The organism is Cohnella lupini, assembly GCF_003386205.1.
GTDB lineage: Bacteria > Bacillota > Bacilli > Paenibacillales > Paenibacillaceae > Cohnella > Cohnella lupini.
Genome location: NZ_QRDY01000023.1, coordinates 13384 through 35577, shown reverse-complemented (window position 1 = coordinate 35577; position 22194 = coordinate 13384). Strand labels below are relative to the sequence as shown.

At 51.4% G+C, this 22194-nt stretch carries 20 protein-coding genes and 1 other annotated feature; all 20 genes read right to left on the bottom strand.

Annotated elements, in window-relative coordinates:
* Positions 1-26: 26 nt before the first annotated feature.
* The gene (tuf, locus tag DFP95_RS24380; RefSeq protein WP_115995307.1) at positions 27-1217 is read right to left on the bottom strand and encodes an elongation factor Tu; all 1191 of its coding nucleotides are present in this window, start codon (positions 1215-1217) and stop codon (positions 27-29) included.
* A gap of 85 nt (positions 1218-1302) precedes the next feature.
* Positions 1303-3387, bottom strand: a complete 2085-nt coding sequence (gene fusA, locus DFP95_RS24375) for an elongation factor G (protein ID WP_115995306.1) — start codon at positions 3385-3387, stop codon at positions 1303-1305.
* A 37-nt stretch (positions 3388-3424) separates the two neighbouring features.
* The gene (rpsG, locus tag DFP95_RS24370; protein ID WP_115995305.1) at positions 3425-3895 is read right to left on the bottom strand and encodes a 30S ribosomal protein S7; all 471 of its coding nucleotides are present in this window, start codon (positions 3893-3895) and stop codon (positions 3425-3427) included.
* A 55-nt stretch (positions 3896-3950) separates the two neighbouring features.
* A complete protein-coding gene (gene rpsL / locus DFP95_RS24365; protein WP_115995304.1) occupies positions 3951-4373 on the bottom strand; it encodes a 30S ribosomal protein S12 in 423 nt (140 codons plus the stop codon).
* Between the two features lie 434 nt (positions 4374-4807).
* On the bottom strand, positions 4808-8431 hold the full coding sequence (gene rpoC, locus DFP95_RS24360) for a DNA-directed RNA polymerase subunit beta' (protein WP_115995303.1): 3624 nt from the start codon (positions 8429-8431) through the stop codon (positions 4808-4810).
* Positions 8432-8599: 168 nt separating this feature from the next.
* Positions 8600-12148, bottom strand: a complete 3549-nt coding sequence (gene rpoB / locus DFP95_RS24355) for a DNA-directed RNA polymerase subunit beta (protein ID WP_115995302.1) — start codon at positions 12146-12148, stop codon at positions 8600-8602.
* 250 nt (positions 12149-12398) lie between these two features.
* Positions 12399-13010, bottom strand: a complete 612-nt coding sequence (locus DFP95_RS24350; protein ID WP_115995301.1) for a class I SAM-dependent methyltransferase — start codon at positions 13008-13010, stop codon at positions 12399-12401.
* 109 nt (positions 13011-13119) lie between these two features.
* Positions 13120-13482 carry a 50S ribosomal protein L7/L12 gene (gene rplL / locus DFP95_RS24345; RefSeq protein WP_115995300.1) on the bottom strand — a complete coding sequence of 121 codons (363 nt, stop codon included), beginning with the start codon at positions 13480-13482 and terminating at the stop codon, positions 13120-13122.
* Between the two features lie 61 nt (positions 13483-13543).
* Positions 13544-14044 carry a 50S ribosomal protein L10 gene (gene rplJ / locus DFP95_RS24340; protein ID WP_115995299.1) on the bottom strand — a complete coding sequence of 167 codons (501 nt, stop codon included), beginning with the start codon at positions 14042-14044 and terminating at the stop codon, positions 13544-13546.
* Positions 14045-14094: 50 nt separating this feature from the next.
* Positions 14095-14305, bottom strand: a sequence feature (ribosomal protein L10 leader region).
* Positions 14306-14386: 81 nt separating this feature from the next.
* Complete coding sequence (gene rplA, locus DFP95_RS24335; protein ID WP_115995298.1) at positions 14387-15079, bottom strand: 50S ribosomal protein L1; 693 nt, start codon at positions 15077-15079, stop codon at positions 14387-14389.
* A gap of 96 nt (positions 15080-15175) precedes the next feature.
* Entirely contained in the window at positions 15176-15601 is a 426-nt protein-coding gene (gene rplK / locus DFP95_RS24330) for a 50S ribosomal protein L11 (RefSeq protein ID WP_115995297.1), read from the bottom strand.
* An 84-nt stretch (positions 15602-15685) separates the two neighbouring features.
* A complete protein-coding gene (nusG, locus tag DFP95_RS24325) occupies positions 15686-16219 on the bottom strand; it encodes a transcription termination/antitermination protein NusG (RefSeq protein WP_115995296.1) in 534 nt (177 codons plus the stop codon).
* 25 nt (positions 16220-16244) lie between these two features.
* Entirely contained in the window at positions 16245-16454 is a 210-nt protein-coding gene (gene secE, locus DFP95_RS24320) for a preprotein translocase subunit SecE (protein ID WP_115995295.1), read from the bottom strand.
* A gap of 18 nt (positions 16455-16472) precedes the next feature.
* Positions 16473-16622: a 50S ribosomal protein L33 gene (gene rpmG, locus DFP95_RS24315; protein WP_115995294.1), complete on the bottom strand. Its 150-nt coding sequence runs from the start codon at positions 16620-16622 to the stop codon at positions 16473-16475.
* A gap of 431 nt (positions 16623-17053) precedes the next feature.
* Positions 17054-17710, bottom strand: a complete 657-nt coding sequence (gene sigH, locus DFP95_RS24310; RefSeq protein WP_115995350.1) for an RNA polymerase sporulation sigma factor SigH — start codon at positions 17708-17710, stop codon at positions 17054-17056.
* A gap of 152 nt (positions 17711-17862) precedes the next feature.
* Entirely contained in the window at positions 17863-18411 is a 549-nt protein-coding gene (locus DFP95_RS24305; protein WP_115995293.1) for an NYN domain-containing protein, read from the bottom strand.
* A complete protein-coding gene (gene rlmB / locus DFP95_RS24300; protein ID WP_281273451.1) occupies positions 18404-19198 on the bottom strand; it encodes a 23S rRNA (guanosine(2251)-2'-O)-methyltransferase RlmB in 795 nt (264 codons plus the stop codon). Before rlmB ends, DFP95_RS24305 begins: the two co-directional genes overlap by 8 nt.
* Before the next feature lie 221 nt (positions 19199-19419).
* Positions 19420-19872 carry a Mini-ribonuclease 3 gene (locus DFP95_RS24295; RefSeq protein WP_115995291.1) on the bottom strand — a complete coding sequence of 151 codons (453 nt, stop codon included), beginning with the start codon at positions 19870-19872 and terminating at the stop codon, positions 19420-19422.
* Positions 19869-21281 carry a cysteine--tRNA ligase gene (cysS, locus tag DFP95_RS24290; protein ID WP_115995290.1) on the bottom strand — a complete coding sequence of 471 codons (1413 nt, stop codon included), beginning with the start codon at positions 21279-21281 and terminating at the stop codon, positions 19869-19871. Before cysS ends, DFP95_RS24295 begins: the two co-directional genes overlap by 4 nt.
* Before the next feature lie 5 nt (positions 21282-21286).
* Positions 21287-22024 (bottom strand): serine O-acetyltransferase EpsC, encoded by a 738-nt coding sequence (gene epsC / locus DFP95_RS24285; protein ID WP_115995289.1) that lies wholly within the window; start codon positions 22022-22024, stop codon positions 21287-21289.
* Between the last annotated feature and the right edge of the window lie 170 nt (positions 22025-22194).

Genomic DNA, 22194 nt, shown 5'->3' with positions numbered 1-22194 from the left:
GCAGCTCTTTCTATTAAAGATGTTGCTTATTTTTGGATCGAAGCAACTGCGCCAGCGCCTACAGTACGGCCGCCTTCGCGGATAGCGAAGCGAGTACCTTCTTCAACGGCGATTGGAGCGATCAAGGAAACAGTTACCTCGATGTTGTCGCCAGGCATAACCATTTCAGTACCTTCTGGCAGGTTGATGATGCCAGTTACGTCTGTTGTCCGGAAGTAGAACTGTGGACGGTAGCCTGTGAAGAAAGGCTTATGACGGCCACCTTCAGAAGATGTCAGAACGTAGATTTGAGCCGTGAATTCCGTGTGAGGCTTAACGGAACCCGGTTTCGCGATTACTTGACCGCGTTCGATGTCTTTACGGTCTACACCGCGAAGCAATGCGCCAACGTTGTCGCCGGCTTGAGCGGAATCAAGCAATTTACGGAACATTTCAACGCCCGTAACAACGGACTTACGAGTGTCTTCAACCAGACCGATGATTTCAACTTCATCACCGATTTTGATAACTCCACGCTCTACACGGCCTGTAGCAACAGTACCACGACCAGTGATTGTGAATACATCCTCAACTGGCATCAAGAAAGGCTTGTCAGTTGCACGCTCAGGTTGTGGGATGTAGCTATCGACTGCTTCGAACAGTTCGATGATTTTATCAGCCCAAGGGCCTTCTGGGTTGGACAATGCTTCACGAGCTGCTCCGCGAATGATCGGAGTATCGTCGCCTGGGAAGTCGTATTCGTTCAGAAGGTCGCGAACTTCCATCTCAACGAGTTCAAGCAATTCATCGTCGTCTACCATGTCGCATTTGTTCAAGAATACGACGATGTATGGTACGCCTACTTGCTTGGAGAGCAAGATGTGTTCGCGAGTTTGCGGCATAGGGCCGTCAGCTGCGGATACAACAAGGATTGCTCCGTCCATTTGCGCTGCGCCCGTGATCATGTTTTTAACATAGTCGGCATGTCCTGGGCAGTCAACGTGTGCATAGTGACGGTTAGGAGTTTCGTATTCAACGTGAGCAGTGGAAATTGTAATTCCGCGCTCGCGCTCTTCTGGTGCTTTGTCGATTTGGTCGAAAGCTACTGCAGCTCCGCCATAACGCTTGGAAAGTACAGTTGTGATTGCAGCCGTCAAAGTTGTTTTACCGTGATCGACGTGTCCGATAGTACCGATGTTTACGTGTGGTTTATTACGTTCAAACTTAGCCTTTGCCATGAATACTATTCCTCCTCATTGTTTAAAAGGATTATATTTGTTGGCGGAGGGAGTGCTTATAGCGCTTCCCGTATCCGCCCGCTTACTAATTTTCTTTCGCGCCTTTGTATTTCGAGATGATCTCTTCGGAGATCGATTTCGGAACTTCTTCGTAGTGGGAAAGTTCCATCGAGAACACCCCACGACCTTGCGTACCGGAACGAAGCGTTGTGGAATATCCGAACATCTCAGCGAGTGGAACTTTCGCGCGAACGATTAGCGCGCCGAAACGCGTGTCCGTTCCTTCGATACGACCACGACGAGAGCTCATCATTCCCATTACATCGCCCATGTACTCTTCAGGCACTGTTACTTCTACTTTCATGATAGGCTCTAGCAAGCAAGGGCTACATTTGTCCTTAGCTGCTTTAAGCGCTAACGATCCAGCAATTTTGAACGCCATCTCCGAGGAGTCGACATCATGGTACGATCCGTCAACAACAACAGCTTTAATATCAACGAGCGGGAAGCCGGCGATTACGCCGTTTTTCATCGACTCTTCGATACCAGCTTGGATTGGAGCGATAAATTCTTTCGGAATCGATCCACCAACCGTTTTGTTTTCGAAAATGAAACCTGTGCCTGGCTCAAGCGGCGTAAACTCAACCCAACAATGTCCGAATTGACCTTTACCACCGGATTGACGAACGAACTTACCTTCGACCTTCGCAGGGACACGGAACGTTTCGCGGTAAGCAACTTGCGGTTTACCAACATTCGTCTCGACTTTGAATTCGCGAAGCATACGGTCGACGAGGATTTCCAAGTGAAGCTCGCCCATACCCGAGATGATGGTTTGTCCGGTTTCTTCGTCCGTGTGGGCACGGAACGTAGGATCTTCTTCGGACAGTTTCTGCAGAGCGATACCCATTTTATCTTGGTCGGCTTTCGTTTTAGGCTCAACCGCAAGTTGGATAACCGGCTCTGGGAAGTTCATCGACTCAAGGATAACAGGATGTTTCTCGTCGCACAGCGTATCGCCCGTCGTCGTGTCTTTAAGACCTACGGCAGCAGCGATGTCTCCTGCGTGTACTTCGCTGATTTCCTGACGGCTGTTCGCATGCATTTGCAGAATCCGTCCGACGCGTTCGCGTTTGCCTTTAGTCGCATTTACTACGTAAGAGCCTGCGCTCAGTACGCCGGAGTAAACGCGGAAGAAAGTCAGACGACCAACGTAAGGGTCAGTCATGATTTTGAAAGCAAGCGCAGCGAATGGAGCTGTATCGGAAGATTCGCGAGTTGTTTCTTCGCCGTCGTCCAGAATACCTTTGATAGCAGGTACGTCTAGAGGGGACGGAAGAAAGTTTACTACGGCATCCAGCATCGGTTGAACGCCTTTGTTACGGTAAGAAGATCCGCATACTACCGGGAAGATTTTCACTTCGCAAACGCCTTTACGAAGGGCTGCTTTGATTTCCTCAACGGAGATCTCTTCACCCTCAAGGAATTTCATAGTTAATTCTTCGTCAAGTTCTGCTACCTTCTCAACCATAATAGCACGTAGTTCTTCCACTTGCGCTTCGTATTCTGCAGGAATGGCAACTTTCTCAGGGTCTTTACCGAGATCGTCTTTGTATTTATAAGCAACCCGTTCAATCAGGTCGATCATTCCTACGAAAACATCTTCAGCGCCCATTGGAAGTTGAATAGCTACAGCGTTAGCGTTCAAGCGCAATTTCATGTCTCTAACGACATTCAGGAAGTCCGCGCCGATGATATCCATTTTATTTACGTAAGCGATACGAGGAACGCCGTAACGGTCGGCTTGACGCCATACCGTCTCGGATTGCGGTTCCACGCCTTCTTTGGCGCTAAATACGCCAACTGCCCCATCCAATACGCGAAGGGAGCGCTCAACCTCTACCGTAAAGTCAACGTGACCCGGAGTGTCGATGATATTGATGCGGTGGCCATCCCATTGAGCGGTAGTAGCAGCGGAAGTAATCGTGATTCCGCGCTCTTGCTCTTGCTCCATCCAGTCCATCGTAGCGGCGCCTTCGTGCACTTCGCCGATTTTATGAACGCGTCCGGTGTAGAACAAAATCCGTTCAGTAGTTGTGGTTTTACCCGCATCGATATGCGCCATAATCCCGATATTACGCGTATTTTGCAAGGAGAACTCTCTAGCCATGTTACAGTCTCCCTTCGATTGTCTTACTTAAGCGATTCTACCAACGATAGTGGGCGAACGCTTTGTTCGCTTCCGCCATTTTGTGAGTATCCTCACGTTTTTTAACGGCTGCACCAGTGTTATTGGATGCATCCAAGATTTCGGCAGCTAAACGCTCTTCCATCGTTTTCTCGCCGCGGTTGCGGGAGTAGTTAACGAGCCAGCGCAGTCCTAGGGACGTGCGACGCTCAGGCTTAACCTCGATAGGAACTTGATAGTTGGCACCACCTACGCGGCGTGCTTTAACTTCAAGTACTGGCATGATGTTCTTAATTGCGGCTTCGAAGACCTCCATAGCATCTTTACCCGAACGCTCCTGAATCAGGATGAACGCATCGTATAGAAGCTGTTGAGCTACACCTTTTTTGCCGTCAATCATAATACGGTTTACAAGACGAGTGACAAGTTTGCTGTTGTACAGCGGATCCGGGAGCACATCCCGTTTCTGAACTGGTCCTTTACGTGGCATTGAAGTTCCTCCTTTCCTATTCATGCGATGCTGCTATTAAGCCGCCAAAGGCTTATTAGGATTTCTTGACTTTCGGTCTTTTCGTACCGTATTTGGAACGAGCTTGTTTCCGGTTGTTAACGCCAGCGGTATCCAATGCGCCGCGAACGATATGGTAACGAACCCCCGGTAAGTCTTTAACCCGGCCTCCGCGAACAAGAACAACGCTATGCTCTTGCAAGTTATGGCCGATCCCGCCGATATAGGCGGTCACCTCGACGCGGTTGGTCAAACGGACCCGCGCGTATTTACGAAGTGCAGAGTTCGGTTTTTTCGGAGTCATTGTTCCTACACGAGTGCAAACTCCGCGTTTCTGTGGAGCGCTCAAGTCAGTTTCAACGCGCTTGAGAGCATTGAACCCTTTTTGAAGTGCGGGTGATTTCGATTTAACGACCTTCGATTGACGGCCTTTGCGAACTAGTTGGTTAATTGTTGGCATGCTGCCACCCCCTTCCCATGAACGGTAAAAATAATTAGTAAACGACTCGATCGATACCATTTGCGAAGCCCACAGATCCAGGTGGTTCATTTTGAGAGAAGAGAAAGGGCTCGATCGGTTTACTCTCACATGAAAATCTCTTTTCCGTGGTCGGAGACCGAATCAAACCCAACAATCTTATTCCTCAGCGGTCACGGCGGCTGCCGTACCGGCATAATGTCGCACTCTTTGCTTTGGTTCGCACGCATCAATGTACGTCAGTTTGACGCACGTCTGGCACACACTAGGATATATTATCACTTCAATCTGGGTGTGTCAAGAACTTTGCTACGTAGTAGAGTGACAACTCGACAATGAGATCGTTATTGGCTAATAGGCTTAGAAAAACGGATACCGTCGCCGGTATCCGCTTCTATGAGCTTCTATTACAATGCTTACTCTACGCCGACTGGCTCTAGCTCAGCCGCTTCATCGGTCGGTTCGTCAAACGGCGACACGACGCGAATGTTGCGGTAACGAGCCATCCCCGTACCTGCGGGAATAAGCTTTCCGATGATGACGTTCTCCTTGAGTCCGAGCAATCTGTCGACTTTGCCTTTGATGGCGGCATCGGTCAGAACGCGCGTAGTCTCTTGGAAAGAAGCCGCCGATAGGAACGAATCGGTTTCGAGAGACGCTTTCGTGATCCCCAGAAGGACGGGACGAGCAACTGCAGGCTCTTTGTCCGAAAGGATGGCGTCGCGGTTAGCCGCTTCGTATTCGTGGAGATCCACGAACGCTCCCGGAAGGAGAACCGTGTCTCCCGGATCCACGATGCGGATCTTGCGAAGCATCTGCTTGATCATAACCTCGATGTGCTTATCGTTGATTTCAACACCCTGGTTACGATAAACGCGTTGTACCTCTTGCAAGATATAGTTTTGAACGCCGCGAATACCTTTGATGCGCAGCATTTCTTTCGGATCGATCGATCCGTCCGTCAATTCGTCCCCGGCTTCGACTTGCTGGCCTTGGGTAACGCGGATACGCGATCCGTAGCTGACAGGATAGATTTTGGATTCCGCTCCGCCCTGCAGTTCGATCTCGCGACGATCCTTCGTTTCGCGGATCTCTTTGACTACGCCGTCAAGCTCGGAAATGATCGCTTGACCTTTCGGATTCCGAGCTTCGAAGAGCTCCTGGATACGCGGCAAACCTTGAGTGATATCGTCTCCGGCAACGCCTCCGGTATGGAACGTACGCATGGTGAGCTGCGTTCCCGGTTCTCCGATGGATTGCGCGGCGATGATGCCGACCGCTTCCCCGATTTCGACTTTCTTGCCGGTCGCGAGATTACGTCCATAACAAAGCTTACATACGCCATGACGGGCACGGCAGCTAAGCACGGAACGAATCTGTACCTTTTTGATATCCGCGCGAATGATCTCTTCCGCCTTAGGCGTGTCGATCAAATCATTGCGGTTAGCGATAATTTCTTTGGTATCCGGGTGACGGATCGTTTCGAACGCATAACGGCCTTCGATACGGTCGAACAAATCCTCGATGACCTCTTTGCCATCTTCGATTCGGGATACGGTAATCCCTTTGTCCGTTCCGCAATCTTCCTCACGGACGATAACATCCTGCGCAACGTCGACGAGTCGACGAGTCAAGTACCCGGAATCGGCTGTACGAAGCGCCGTATCGGCTAGACCTTTCCGCGCTCCGTGAGTGGAGATAAAGTACTCCAATACGGTCAGACCTTCGCGGAAGTTCGATTTGATCGGCAACTCGATGATTCGACCGGATGGGTTGGCCATCAGACCCCGCATACCGCCCAATTGGGTGATTTGCGATTTGTTACCCCGTGCTTTGGAATCTACCATCAACATGATGTTGTTGTAGCGATCCATGGACTTCATCAGAACTTCCGTGATTTCGTCCTTCGTTTTGCTCCAGATCTCGATTACGCGATCCCGGCGCTCTTCGTTCGTAATCAAACCGCGGCGGTATTGCGTCGCGACGACGGTTACGCGTTCTTCGGACTTCGCGAGAATTTGATCTTTCTCTTGAGGAACGATAACGTCCGATACGCCGATCGTGATACCCGCGCGAGTCGAATAAGTAAATCCGAGTTGCTTGATGTTATCCAAAATGATGGATGTTTTGGTTGTATGGTAAATGCGGAAGCATTCGCCGATGATGTTACCCAAGTATTCTTTGCCTACCGCTCCAGGGATAACGGGATCATTAATGAATTTGCTAATGTCCGCGCCCTTTTCGTAGATAAAGTACTTATCTGGCGTTCCTTTAACCAAGTTCTCTTTGGTAGCCTCGTTGATGTACGGGAACGTATCCGGGAAAATCTCGTTGAAAATGATTTTACCAATCGTAGTAACGATCAAAGCATCCTGCTGCTCCGGTGTAAAGGTCTTCTTCTTCAGCTCTCTGGCCGGAATGACAACGCGAGCGTGGAGGGAAATCCCCGTAATACCGCGTTGATAAGCGGATATCGCTTCGTTGACGTCCGCGAACCGAATTCCGGTACCGTATGACTGATTGTTGTCCATCGTCAGGTAATAGCAACCTAGAACCATATCCTGGGACGGAGTAACGACGGGCTTACCGTCTTTAGGGTTCAAGATGTTGCCCGAAGCGAGCATGAGCAAGCGGGCTTCCGCTTGAGCTTCCGCGGACAACGGCACGTGAACCGCCATTTGGTCGCCGTCGAAATCGGCATTGTATGCCGTACAAACGAGCGGGTGAAGCTTGATCGCGCGGCCTTCGACCAGAATCGGTTCGAAAGCTTGAATGCCTAGTCTATGAAGCGTTGGGGCACGGTTGAGGAGCACCGGGTGTTCCTTGATGACTTCCTCGAGCACATCCCAAACTTCAGGGCTAACGCGTTCTACTTTGCGCTTGGCGCTCTTGATGTTATGGGCTAAGCCCTTCAACACGAGTTCTTTCATAACGAAAGGCTTGAACAGCTCCAAAGCCATTTCTTTAGGCAAGCCGCATTGGTACATCTTCAAGCTCGGTCCTACTACGATAACGGAACGTCCGGAATAGTCGACCCGTTTGCCGAGCAAGTTCTGACGGAAACGGCCTTGTTTACCTTTGAGCATGTGGCTGAGCGATTTCAACGGACGATTGCCGGGACCCGTTACCGGGCGGCCGCGACGACCGTTATCGATCAGCGCGTCAACCGCTTCTTGTAGCATGCGCTTCTCGTTTTGCACGATGATATCCGGAGCGCCAAGATCTAGCAAACGTTTCAACCGGTTGTTACGGTTGATTACGCGGCGGTAAAGGTCGTTCAAATCGCTCGTCGCGAAACGTCCGCCATCCAATTGAACCATCGGGCGCAATTCAGGAGGGATTACCGGAAGGACGTCAAGAATCATCCAATCCGGCAGGTTGCCGGAGTTACGGAACGATTCCACGACTTCAAGGCGTTTGATCGCGCGATTGCGACGTTGGCCTTGCGCCGTGCGCAGATCTTCCTTAAGCGTCTCTAGCTCGCGATCAAGGTCGATGTCTTGCAACAATCTCTTAACGGCTTCCGCGCCCATGCCGGCATGGAATGCGAAACCGTATTTATCGCGGTAGCTGCGGTATTCCTTCTCGGAAAGAAGTTGCTTCTTCTCGAGCGGCGTATCGCCTGGATCCGTTACGACGTAAGAAGCGAAGTAGATGATCTCTTCCAACGAACGGGGAGACATGTCCAGCGCGAGTCCCATGCGACTCGGGATACCTTTGAAGTACCAGATATGTGAGACCGGAGCAGCCAACTCGATGTGGCCCATCCGTTCACGGCGTACTTTCGCACGCGTGACTTCGACGCCGCAACGATCGCAGACGACGCCTTTGTAACGAACTCTTTTGTACTTGCCGCAATGACATTCCCAGTCCTTGGTAGGTCCGAAGATTTTTTCGCAGAACAAGCCTTCTTTTTCCGGCTTTAACGTCCGGTAGTTTATCGTTTCCGGCTTCTTGACTTCGCCTCTCGACCACGACCGGATTTTGTCCGGTGAAGCCAAACCGATTTTCATGAACTCAAAGTTATTGACGTCTAACAAGGAGCAAGCCCTCCTTCATCGTTGCTAAGATTTCAGATCTTAACGACGGCCCCGAAGGTCCGGCGTATGACGCGGTGATAGCCGGGCAGCATGCGGCATAAGACGCATGCACCCGGCGGCACCCGCAACCGACAGCCGAGACGCCAACGGCGTTCTCTCTGTCAGCGCTTATTCAACGACGCCGACTTCAGTACCCTCGAGATTAAGATTCAGCTTATCTCCAGCGGCATCTTCTTCGTCATCCATTTCCTTCATTTCGATCTCTTGCTCGTCTCCGGACAAGATCTTAACGTCCATGCCTAAGCTTTGAAGTTCCTTGATCAATACCTTGAACGATTCCGGAACGCCAGGTTCCGGCACGTTCTCGCCCTTGACGATCGACTCGTAGGTTTTAACGCGGCCCACGACGTCATCGGACTTGACGGTCAAGATTTCTTGAAGCGTATAAGCCGCGCCGTATGCTTCCAACGCCCAAACTTCCATCTCTCCGAAACGTTGTCCGCCGAACTGAGCTTTACCGCCCAGTGGCTGTTGCGTAACAAGAGAGTAAGGTCCGGTAGAACGGGCATGGATTTTATCGTCGACCATATGCGCGAGCTTGATCATGTACATAACGCCGACGGTAACTTCGCGTTCGAACAACTCGCCGGAGCGACCATCGCGAAGCATCCATTTGCCGTTACGTTTCATGCCCGCTTCTTCCATGGCATCGAATACGTCCGTCTCGCGCGCTCCGTCGAATACCGGGGTAGCGGAGTGAATGCCTAGAATTTTACAAGCCATTCCTAAGTGGACTTCGAGCACTTGGCCGATGTTCATCCGGGATGGAACGCCAAGCGGGTTAAGAACGACCTGCACAGGCGTGCCGTCCGGCAGGAACGGCATATCTTCTTCCGGCAATATGCGGGCGATAACCCCTTTATTGCCGTGTCGTCCAGCCATTTTATCGCCTTCGGAGATTTTACGCTTCTGAGCGATGTAAGCACGTACCAGTTGGTTCACACCAGGCGGCAACTCGTCGCCGTTCTCGCGGGTAAACACTTTAACGTCAACGACGATTCCGTCCGTACCATGCGGCACTCTCAAGGAAGTATCGCGAACTTCGCGAGCCTTCTCCCCGAAGATAGCGTGCAGCAAGCGCTCTTCCGCCGTAAGCTCCGTTACGCCTTTCGGAGTAACTTTACCCACGAGGATATCGCCGGCGCTGATTTCCGCCCCTACGCGGATAATTCCGCGTTCGTCGAGATTGCGCAACGCGTCTTCTCCGACGTTCGGAATATCGCGAGTGATTTCTTCAGGTCCGAGCTTCGTATCGCGAGCCTCGGACTCGTACTCCTCGATATGAATCGAAGTGTATACGTCTTCGCGCACCAATTTCTCGGAAAGCAGGATGGCATCCTCGTAGTTGTAACCTTCCCAAGTCATGAACGCTACGACCACGTTGCGGCCAAGCGCCAATTCCCCAGTGTCGGTAGATGGACCATCCGCCATGATATCGCCTTTTTTGATGATATCGCCGCGGCGTACGAGCGGCCTTTGGTTGATACACGTACCTTGGTTAGAACGCATGAACTTCTGTAGCTTGTATTTAACGATATCGCCTTTGACTTCTTTGCCTTCGATGATCTCCACTCGACGCAATTGGATTTCATTGGCGGAAACTCTTTCGATGAAACCGTCGTATTTGGATACAATACATACCCCGGAGTCTTTAGCGGACTTATGCTCCATACCCGTACCTACGAATGGCGCTTCCGGAATAAGCAAAGGAACGGCTTGACGTTGCATGTTCGATCCCATTAGAGCGCGGTTGGAGTCATCGTTCTCGAGGAACGGAATCATCGCCGTCGCAACGGATACGACCTGCTTAGGAGAAACGTCCATGTAATCCACGCGATCGCTCGGCATCGTGAGGATATTATCCGTTTGTTTGTTGTAACGAACGATAATATTCTCTTCCGCGAAGGATCCGTCCGCTCTTAGTTGAGCGTTCGCTTGCGCGATGATATAGTTGTCCTCTTCATCAGCGGTCATATATACGATATCGCTCGTAACCCGGTTCGTATGAGGATCGACCTTCCGATATGGAGCCTCGATAAAGCCGTACTCATTGATCCGCGCGAAGGAGGACAAGGAGTTGATCAACCCGATGTTCGGTCCTTCCGGAGTCTCGATCGGACACATCCGCCCATAGTGGGAGTGATGGACGTCACGAACTTCGAAGCCTGCGCGTTCCCGCGTCAGACCGCCGGGTCCGAGAGCGGATAGACGACGCTTGTGCGTAAGCTCTGCAAGCGGGTTCGTCTGATCCATGAACTGAGAGAGCTGGGATGAACCGAAAAACTCTTTGATCGCAGCGATAACGGGACGAATGTTGATTAGCGCCTGAGGCGTAATCGCATTCTGATCCTGGATGGACATCCGTTCGCGAACGACTCTCTCCATACGGGATAAACCGATACGGAATTGGTTCTGCAGCAACTCCCCTACGGAACGAAGACGACGATTACCCAAGTGATCGATATCGTCCGTATTGCCGACCGTTTGAAGAAGATTCATGAAGTAGTTGATGGAGGAGATAATATCCGCAGGCGTAATGTTCTTCACCGTTTTGTCGATGATGCCGTTGGCGATTACCTTAACCACTTTACCTTCTTCGATCGGAGAGTAGATACTAACCGATTGCAATGGAATATCTTCCGATTCGTAAACACCGCCCGTTACGCGGTAGTTCTTGAATCCGACGTTCTTCTCCAATGCGGGAAGAATTTGATCCAACAATCTACGGTCGATCATTTGTCCGGCTTCGGCGATGATCTCGCCAGTGGAAGGATCCACGAGCGTTTCAGCCAAGCGTTGGTTGAACAACCGATTTTTGATGTGAAGCTTTTTGTTCACCTTGTAACGGCCTACGTTCGCCAGATCGTAACGCTTAGGGTCGAAGAACCGTGCGATCAGCAAGCTGCGCGCGTTCTCGAGCGTCGGCGGTTCGCCTGGACGAAGGCGCTCGTAGATCTCGATCAGCGCTTTCTCGGTAGAATCCGTGTTATCCTTCTCAAGGGTGTTGCGAATGTAATCGTCTTGTCCCAGCAAATCCAAAATCTCAGCATCGGTTCCAAATCCCAAAGAACGAAGAAGGACCGTTACGGGGATTTTGCGAGTGCGGTCAATACGCACGTAAATAATATCTTTAGCATCCGTCTCAAGCTCAAGCCATGCTCCACGATTCGGAATGACAGTTGCCGTATAATTTTTCTTGCCGTTCTTATCTACCTTCGTACTGAAGTAGACGCTCGGGGAGCGCACCAATTGGCTGACGATTACGCGTTCCGCACCATTGATAATGAACGTGCCCGTTTCGGTCATAAGCGGGAAATCGCCCATGAATACTTCTTGTTCCTTTACCTCGCCCGTTTCTTTGTTGAGCAAGCGAACTTTAACGCGAAGCGGAGCCGCATAAGTAACGTCGCGTTCTTTGGATTCGTCGACAGAATACTTCGGTTCACCCAAGCTATAGTCGATAAACTCGAGCACAAGATTTCCGGTAAAATCCGAAATTGGCGAAATATCCTGAAAAATCTCCCGCAAGCCCTCGTCCAAAAACTTCTGGTACGATTGTTGCTGGATTTCGATCAGGTTCGGGACGTCCAACACTTCATTAATGCGGGCGTAGCTACGCCGCGTACGGCGGCCATACTGAACAAGATGTCCTGCCAACTTAACCTCACCCCTTAAGTCTGCTTCAACACATAAATAAAGAAAAGCCCTTATGCGCCGGTTGGCGGCACAATGGCAACTCATCCTGACATCTCCCCAAAACAAACCCATTATACGTCAACGAACGTGAATTTATTCCCGGGAAAAAATCAGGCATACAGGTTTTTTGTGTTGAAGACAATTAGCCCATCCTAATACTGACATTTTTTAATAATACCATAGCGAAAATGTCAAGTCAAATTAAATTAATTTATTCTTGCTTGCGGCGACAACGATACAATCTGAAGCCCTTATCCTTGCCGACCTCGACCACTTCTTCCTCGCCGAAAATCTCCTCCAGCTTCGCTCGCGCGGATTGCGCGCCCTGCTTGTTCTGGATGACGACCCATATCGAGCCTCCGGGATTCAGATGCTCCCTTGACTCCGAGAATAGTTGGTGTACGACCGCTTTGCCCGCACGAATCGGAGGATTCGAGAGTATGACGTCAAAGGTTTCGGACCGCACGCCGGAGAAGATGTCGCTCTGCGCGAAGGAAACGTTATGAATCCCGTTCGCTTTCGCATTCAAAGTTGCTAACTCTACCGCGCGTTCGTTAATGTCGATCAGCTTGACATGTCCTTGCGGCGCAAGGCGGGCTGCGATTAATCCGATAGGGCCGTAACCGCATCCGATATCCAGCACGTTAGCGTCGCGCGGAATCTCCATATGTTCGATTAAGACTCGGCTCCCATAGTCCACCCCGTCCCGCGAAAACACGCCGGCATCCGACGTCAAACGAAGGTTTAAACCTCTGAGCATCGCATCGAAAGCCTTTCTGTTACTTGCAGAAGTAGGCTTATTCGTATAGTAGTGATCGTTCATACAAGCTCCTCCTACAGTTCCACATAGGATTCCTTCTCTAAGCATAATCAAGTTTACACACGAACAAACCCCTCGAAGAAAATCTTCAAGGGGTTTGATGATCCGCTTCTTACTTAACTTCTACTTTAGCGCCAGCTTCTTCAAGCTTAGCTTTAACAGCGTCCGCTTCTTCTTTGGCAACTTTTTCTTTGATTGCTTTTGGAGCGTTGTCTACAAGGTCTTTCGCTTCTTTCAGGCCAAGACCTGTGATTTCGCGAACTGCTTTGATTACGTTGATTTTGGAAGCGCCGGCTTCGATAAGAAGAACGTCGAATTCGGATTGCTCTTCAACTTCAGCAACCGCAACCGCGCCGCCAGCTGCAACAGGAGCTGCCGCAGTAACGCCGAATTCTTCTTCGATCGCTTTAACCAGGTCGTTCAATTCAAGAACTGTCATAACTTTAATGGCTTCTAAGATTTGCTCTTTGCTCATTTGAATATCCTCCATTATTTGAGATCATATGATCTTCTTATTTTTTTGATAAACGATTGTCTTACGCGCTTGCTTCGTTCTTCTCCGAAACCGCTTTGACAGCGAGTGCGAAGTTGCGAACCGGAGCTTGAAGAACGCTAAGCAACATGGACAGCAATCCATCGCGGGACGGAAGCTCTGCAAGTGCTCTAACTTGAGCAGCATCGATGAAACGACCTTCAACCACTCCGCCTTTAAGCTTCAAAGCATCGTTCTTCTTAGCGAAATCGCTAAGAATCTTCGCGGGAGCAACGACGTCGGTACCGAATGCAACAGCGGTAGGGCCTGTTAAAATAGCATCCAACTCGCTCAATTCCGCGCTTGCAGCCGCACGGCTAACCAAAGAGTTTTTCAACACTTGGAAATCGACGCCTGCTTCGCGCAATTGTTTGCGAAGCAAAGTCACTTGCGCTACGTTCAAGCCGCGATAGTCAGCCACAACAGTACAGTTGCTCGCGCGCAGCTTAGTTGCGATCGCATCGACTTCTTCTTGCTTTCCTTGAATGATTTTTGCGTTTGCCATTGTGTACACCTCCTAAGTCTTGGCATTACCGTATCATCTACTACGCATCCGGAGGCATAAGAAATGCCCCCGCAGACATCGCGGAGGCATGACGTGATCTTGCTCCTAGTTTCAAAATGCAAGCATCTTGATTAAGAGAAAAGCTCTATCCACACACCTCGGTAGGAAATTAAGCGAGGCGACGATCTGCTTGCCGGCTAATGCCGCCAAAGCGCGATCGCGCTTAGCACCTACGGTCTACGGTATCCATATTCATTTATCAGCTTCATCAGCTTACCATTTGGCTTGACTGATGTCAAAGACAGTTTTTACCGTCCGCAAGCTCGTTAGAGACTTGTCGGATTAGCGATATACGTTTGCATTTACGCGGGCGCCCGGTCCCATCGTCGAAGAAATCGAGATGTTCTTAAGGTAGATGCCTTTGGAAGATGCAGGTTTCGCGCGGCTCAGCGCATCGACCAAAGCTTTAAGGTTCTCATCCAATTTCTCGGAATCGAAAGACACTTTGCCGATCGGAGCGTGAATTTGTCCGGCTTTGTCCAGACGGTATTCGATTTTACCGGCTTTGATCTCAGCGATGGCTTTAGCAACGTCATTCGTTACAGTGCCCGCTTTAGGGTTAGGCATCAAACCTTTACCCCCGAGAATACGGCCCAGTTTACCGACTTCGCTCATCATGTCCGGAGTAGCGACGCAGACGTCGAACTCGAACCAACCCTGTTGGATTTTAGCGATGAGGTCGGCATCCCCTACGTAATCCGCTCCAGCTGCTTCAGCTTCTTTCAGCTTGTCGCCTTTTGCGAATACGAGAACGCGTTGCGTTTTGCCGGTGCCGTGAGGCAGGACGACTACGCCGCGCACTGCTTGATCTTGCTTTCTCGGATCAACGCCGAGTCGGACAGCCGCTTCGACGGTTTCGTCGAATTTAGCCGTTGCCGCTTTCTTCACGAGCTCGATTGCTTCCAACGATTCGTAGGTCGCATCGCGATCGATCAGCTTAACGGACGCATTATATTTCTTACCGTGTTTAGCCAAGTTGTTCTCCTCCTTTTGTGGTTTTAACGGAAGTTTCCTCCCACAAGCGGTTCCAGGAACCGCGGTCCGAATGTCCCTATTTCAGGCGACAAACGGTTAGTCTTCGATAACAACGCCCATGCTGCGGGCAGTTCCTTCGATCATACGCATAGCCGCTTCAACGGAAGCCGCGTTCAGATCTTGCATTTTTTGCTCTGCAATATCGCGAACTTTAGCGCGTTTAACAGTTGCTACTTTTTTCTTGTTCGGCTCGCCGGAACCTTTAGGGATTCCCGCAGCTACGCGGAGCAATACCGCCGCTGGAGGAGTCTTGGTTTCGAAAGTGAAAGAGCGATCCTCGAATACGGAAATAACAACCGGAATGATTAATCCCACTTGATCTGCCGTGCGAGCATTGAACTCCTTACAGAAAGCCATGATATTTACGCCAGCTTGACCAAGTGCAGGACCGATCGGCGGCGCAGGGTTAGCTTTACCCGCGTTAACTTGCAGCTTTACCAATTTGATGACTTTTTTTGCCATGTTGCACACCTCCCTGACCCATAATGCGGTTTAACGGAACTCTCGTTCCTCCCGCTCGTTCAAGAAACCCGACGAACAAGATACTTATATCTTTTCCACTTGAGTAAAATCCAACTCAACCGGGGTTTCCCTGCCAAACATGTTCACGTGCACCTTAAGCTTGCTCTTGTCGAGCAGAATTTCTTCTACGGAACCGACGAAGTTAGCAAAAGGGCCGACCTTAACGCGGACGTTCTCCTTGAGTTCGAAATCGATGACCGGCTTCGGCTCGTCCATGCCCATATGACGCAGAATTCCTTCTACTTCATCCGGCAGAAGAGCAGTCGGCTTCGATCCCGATCCGGTGGACCCTACAAATCCGGTAACGCCCGGAGTATTGCGGACCACATACCAGGAATCATCCGTTTGTACCATCTCGACAAGAACATAGCCGGGATATACTTTACGCATAACCGTCTTTTTCTTACCGTCCTTGTTCACGATTTCTTCTTCCATCGGAACAAGAACGCGGAAGATCTTGTCTTGCATACCCATAGACTCCACGCGTTTCTCCAAGTTCGCCTTAACCTTGTTCTCGTAACCGGAGTACGTGTGTACTACATACCATCTTTTCTCCATGGAAAAGCCACCTTTGGTTCCTGCGTCAGATGATTAGATCGACGAGGGATGAAATACCGATGTCCAGACCCCAGAAGTAGATCGTTACCAGCAGCACCGTCACAATAACAATGATCGTGTAGCTGACGAGCTCTTTCCGGCTGGGCCAGCGGACTTTCTTCAATTCATTCCAGCTATCCGCGAAGAATGAAAAAAAGGACCCAAAGTTTTGTTTCATTTTGGCCAGGAAAGTCACGTTCTTACCTCCTAGGAGTTAACGCGTTTCGCGATGAGGATGATGTTCATTGCAAAATTTGCAGAACTTCTTCAACTCGATGCGATCGGCGTGTGTCCGTTTGTTCTTGCTCGACGTGTAGTTCCGTTGCTTGCAGTTCGTACAAGCTAGAGTGATGATCACGCGCATCCCTTCCACCTCCCGGGATAAAAACTTCATAAAAATACAACCATTCAGCGGAAACCCCAGCTTGGCGAACCAAGGCCGAGTTCGGAAATGCCCCTTGATGACGGATCATCAAGACAACAATTCCTGGTGTTTCGCCGATGATTCAGACCTGCGCATAAGAAGCCACTTTTAAGGTTACTAAAATAATTTATCACAGGGGGAAATCGATGTCAACGAAAAGTGTCATTAGCCCTCTATCGGAAAACTTCCAATAGGCTAACAGAATGTCCAATTCGCTAGTATCATTGTACCATTCTTCCATATTTTCGTTTATCTTAACCCTCTGCCTCAAAAGTTATTAGGGACCGTCGCAAGGCTTGCGGATCTGCGGATTAAAAAAAGCAGCCTATTGGATCGGCTGCCGATAAGTATTCTTATAAGTGCTAACTGCGCTATGAATTGTGACTAAGATCGCGAACTTCCAAATATCGCTCGAGCTTGCGCTTGACCCGCTGTAAGGCGTTGTCGATGGACTTCACGTGCCGGTCGAGATCGACGGCTATTTCCTGGTATGAACGGCCATCCAAGTACAGCATCAACACTTTGCGTTCCAAGTCGCTTAAGATTTCCGACATCTTATCCTCGAGGCCGTAGAACTCCTCTTGGTTAATAATCATTTCTTCGGGATCGCACACCCTCGATCCGCAGATCACGTCGAGCAGCGTTCTGTCCGAATCTTCGTCGTAGATGGGTTTGTCCAAAGAAACGTAGGAATTAAGCGGAATATGCTTCTGTCTGGTCGCGGTCTTGATCGCGGTAATGATCTGCCGGGTTATGCACAGCTCCGCGAACGCCTTAAAGGAAGCTAGCTTATCGCCTTTGAAGTCGCGAATGGCCTTGTATAGGCCAATCATTCCTTCTTGTACGATATCTTCCCGTTCCGCTCCGATAAGAAAGTAAGAGCGCGCTTTCGCCCGCACGAAATTTCGATATTTATGAATGAGGTACTCCAACGCTTCACTATCGCCCAACCGCACGAATTCCACGATGTCTTCGTCGGCCTTGAAGTCGTACTCACGCGTTGCCAGCCTCTCCAAGTCGACGCTCACGAACACCCCTCCGGTCTGCATTGGCGTACTGGAACCTCGTACTCTACCAAACTATAATCAATATACTTGATCTGGCGCATAGCGTCAATGTATTTGCCGTTTTTCGCCACGCTTCGCCGGTGGTAAAATTGTAAATAATAGCCACGGCTTTCTCAGTTTTCTTCGAGTCCTCGCCTCATTCGCTCCAGCCTTCGCTGTACGTCTTCGGGCAACACGCCGTCCAACGGATTTTTTTTCAACTGAACGTCCCTCTTAATCACCGTCTCGATCTCGACTCTGCTCTGCTTTACTTCTATCCTCAACTCACGCGCCGAAACCCTGAGCGCACCGCGGCCGAAAGCGACATGCTGCTCGACTTGATCGGACGTCGCGACATAAATATGGCGCCGCACGGACGTCCATTCGCCCACCAATCTCTCGATCGCCTCGTCGGCCGTCTCCCTCTCTCGGGTGTACACGACTTGAAGCTTCTTGCCGTAACGGTATTCCGCTCCGGCACCCGGCACGCGGAACGCGTCGAATACGACGATGACGATCAATCCCGCGTAGCTCTGGTAATCCGCAAGCATATCCAGCAGCCTATCCCTGGCGTCCTCCAGCTTCTCGGTCTTAAGCGCGGCCAGTTCGGGCCAAGCGCCGATGATGTTGTATCCGTCTACGAGAAGAACGTCCTGGCGCTGGAACTTCCCCTTCTCATGCATGATCCGGAGCTGGAGTCGCCTGCTTTACGCCGCTTTTCTTTAGGGCTTGTTGGCGTTGGCGAACCACCTCGTACAAGATTACGCCCGCCGCGACCGAAGCGTTCAACGAATTGATTTGTCCGGACATCGGAAGGGATAGAATAAAGTCGCATCTTTCTTTCACGAGGCGCGATAACCCTTGGCCCTCGTTCCCGATAACGATCGCCATCGGCCCGGTCAGGTTCGTGTCGTAGAATCCTTCCTTCGCTCCCGCATCGGCGCCGGCGATCCACAGCCCTGCTTCCTTCAGCTTCTCCATCGTCTGGACGAGGTTAGCCACCCTCGCGACGGGAACATATTCTACCGCGCCTGCCGACGTCTTGGCGACGACCGCCGTCAAGCTAGCGCTTCTGCGCTTCGGTATGATGACGCCGTGCACGCCCGTGCAATCGGCGGTACGCAGCACGGAGCCCAGGTTGTGCGGATCCTCCACTTCGTCGAGCAGCACGATAAGAGGCGCCTCGCCGCGCTCGGCGGCGCGAGCCAGCAGGTCTTCCACTTCGACGTAAGCGACGGCGGCGGCTTGGGCGACAACGCCTTGGTGCTGCATATCCGGAACGAGCCTGTCCAGTTTGCTCTTGTCGACTTGTTGGACGACGATTCCACGTATCTTAGCCTCATCCATGATCGGTTGGACAAGATGTCGTTGAGCTTGGGCAGACACGAAGATTTTGTTGATCGAGCGACCTGCCTTCATCGCTTCGAGAATCGGATGCTTGCCAGCCAGGTACTCGTCGTCGCCCTTCAACGCGCTTTCTTCCGCCCATACTTCCTTATCCTCCGCGGATTCCTTCGGGACAGGAGTTGCCGGATAACGCTTATCCTTCGCGACGCGACCGTTGCTTGCCGGAGCTCGATCGGTTTTCCGGTCACCCGCCGCATTAGTCTTGGAGCTTCCCGGAGAACGGCTGCTCTGCGGTCTTTGATTATATTCGTTCATATTAGCATCTTCCTTTATGGTTTATTGCGTTACGTCTTGGCAGAACGATCTAAGAAAGCGATATCGATCAGTTGCTCCAATCGCTCCTTGGCTCCGCTGTAATACAAGTGTCCGACCAAGCATTCCAACGCCGTCGCATGGCGATAATCGGCCGGATCCGCGTTCTTAGGCGGTTGGCCCGACTTGGTGTTGCGGCCGCGACGGACGATGTCGGCTTCTTCTTCGGAAAGCAACGGCATCCATTTCTGCAGAAGCTTCGCTTGGGCGGCGGCGGAGACGTAACCCGTGGCCGCGCGGTGCAATTCGTGGGGCTTGCGGTTGAAACCCGCAACGAGCCGCTGCCTGACGTATATTTCGAATACGGCGTCTCCGATATAAGCCAACACGACCGGGGAAAGAAGATTAACGGGAACGTCCTTGGGCAGTTCCGGCGAAATGACTGGCGCGACGGACACCTCGTTCAAGCTCTCGCGCTCCGTCATTTGCGCCGCCAACGAATGCCTTGCGGAGTATCCTCGAGTAGAATTCCCCTGTTCGCCAATAAATCGCGAATTTCGTCCGCCCGAGCGAAGTTGCGGCTGGCGCGCGCCGAAGTTCGTTCGGCGATCAGCGCGTCTACTTCTTCGTCGAGCAGGCCTACGTCCTCGATTTCCGGCATCAGTCCCAGAATTCCGTTCATTTCCTCGATCCGGCTTAGGATAAGGTTCAAATCCTTCTCGCTTACGACTTCCCTTTTCAGATAAGCATTCACTTCCGAAACGAGGCCGAACCATGCCGTTATCGCGTCCGGCGTGCTGAAATCGTCCTCCATGCGGGAATGGAACTCGGTACGCAGCAGGTCGAGCTTCTCGATCAAGCTGTTGTCCGATGCAAGGGAAAGCGATCCTTGGGCAACGGATGACAAACGGTGCTTGACGTTGTCGCGATTGTTCGTCAGTCTCTCGACGCTGTTGATCGCCTGCCGGATCGTCTCGTCGCTGAAATTAAGCGGGCTGCGATAATGAGTCGCCAGCATGAGATATCTAATCGCGAATTTGGATGTTCCTTTCAACAGCTGCCGAACGTTTACCCCGTTGCCGAGCGACTTCGACATTTTCTCGTTGTTAATATTGACGAAGCCGTTATGCATCCAATAACGGGACAGCGGCTTGCCCGTGAAAGATTCCGATTGGGCGATCTCGCATTCGTGGTGAGGGAACTGCAAATCGTGTCCGCCTCCGTGGATGTCCAACGTGTCGCCAGCGAACTTGCGCACCATCGCCGAGCATTCGATATGCCAGCCCGGACGTCCGTCTCCCCATGGGCTGGGCCAGAAAATTTCCCCGGGCTTCGCGGCTTTCCACAGCACGAAATCCTGCGGGCTTTCCTTGCGCTCGTCCACGTCGATCCGAATGCCATATTGCAATTCGTCGAGGTTCTTATGGGATAGCTTACCGTATTCGGGAAAAGAAGCCGTGCGGAAATAAACGTCTCCCGCGTTCTCGTAAGCGGATCCTTGATCGACCAAGCCCTTGATGAAATCAACGATTTCGGTTATGTTCTCCGTCACCCGCGGCGAGACCGTCGGAGGCTTAGAGCCGAGGGCGCTCCGGTCTTCGTTAAACGCCGCGATGAATCTTTCGGCCAGCTCCGGTACCGTGCAACCGAGCTCGGCGGCTTTGCGGATCATTTTATCGTCGACGTCCGTGTAGTTCACGATGTAATTGACTTGAAGGCCGATAGCCTCCAAGTAGCGGCGAACGACGTCGAAGAAGATGACGGGCCGGGCGTTCCCGATATGGATATAGTCGTACACGGTCGGTCCGCACACGTACATATTCACTTTACCCGGTTCGCGAGGAATAAAAAGCAGCGGCTCCCGCGCCATGCTGTCGTATATTCTAAGTTTCACTTGAATTAGCTCCTTTTAGTATCATAGGCCGAAATGGGGACCGTCTCATTCGCTCGGGCAGACTCGTTCGAGTCTTTGGGTTTAGTGTGCCCGTTCCCCTCAGCGGCTTTCAGCCGTTCGACCTCGGTCTTCAAATCATTGATTTCCTTCTGCATGAACCGAAAGGTCTCGATGAGCGGATCCGGAAGGTTCGTGTGATCGAGGCGATCTCCGATTTTCTTGCCGTCTCGCTTCACGATTCTTCCCGGAATGCCGACGACCGTGCTGTTGGGCGGAATTTCCCGAAGAACGACGGAGTTCGCGCCGATGTTGGTGTGATCCCCGACCTTGAACGATCCCAACACCTTGGCTCCCGACGCGATAACGACCCGATTCCCGATCGTCGGATGGCGTTTGCCCTTCTCCTTGCCCGTGCCGCCTAGCGTTACCCCCTGATAGATGACGACTTCGTCCCCGATCTCGCATGTCTCTCCGATGACGACTCCCATGCCGTGATCGATGAACAGTTTACTCCCGATGCGGGCTCCTGGGTGAATCTCGATGCCGGTAAAGAAACGGCTAGCCTGAGAAATCACCCTCGCGACCGAAAATAGCTTGTGGCGGTATAAGAAATGCGCGACTCGATGAGACCAGATTGCATGTAAACCCGAATAAGTAAACACGACTTCGAACCAGCTCCGGGCCGCGGGGTCGTTCTCGAACACCGCATCGATGTCGGACTTGACCTTTCGCCACAATCCCATATCCAGTCCCTCCCCATATCTATCTATAATGGCATGAATTCTTGAACACCAGAATGACCGGATAAATAAAAAAGCCCCTGCAGCTTATCGCTGCAGAGACGTCATGACGTGGTCCCACTCTGCTTGAGTCGTCGTCCGTAAAAAGACTTCGGCTCCTCATCGGATGGTTA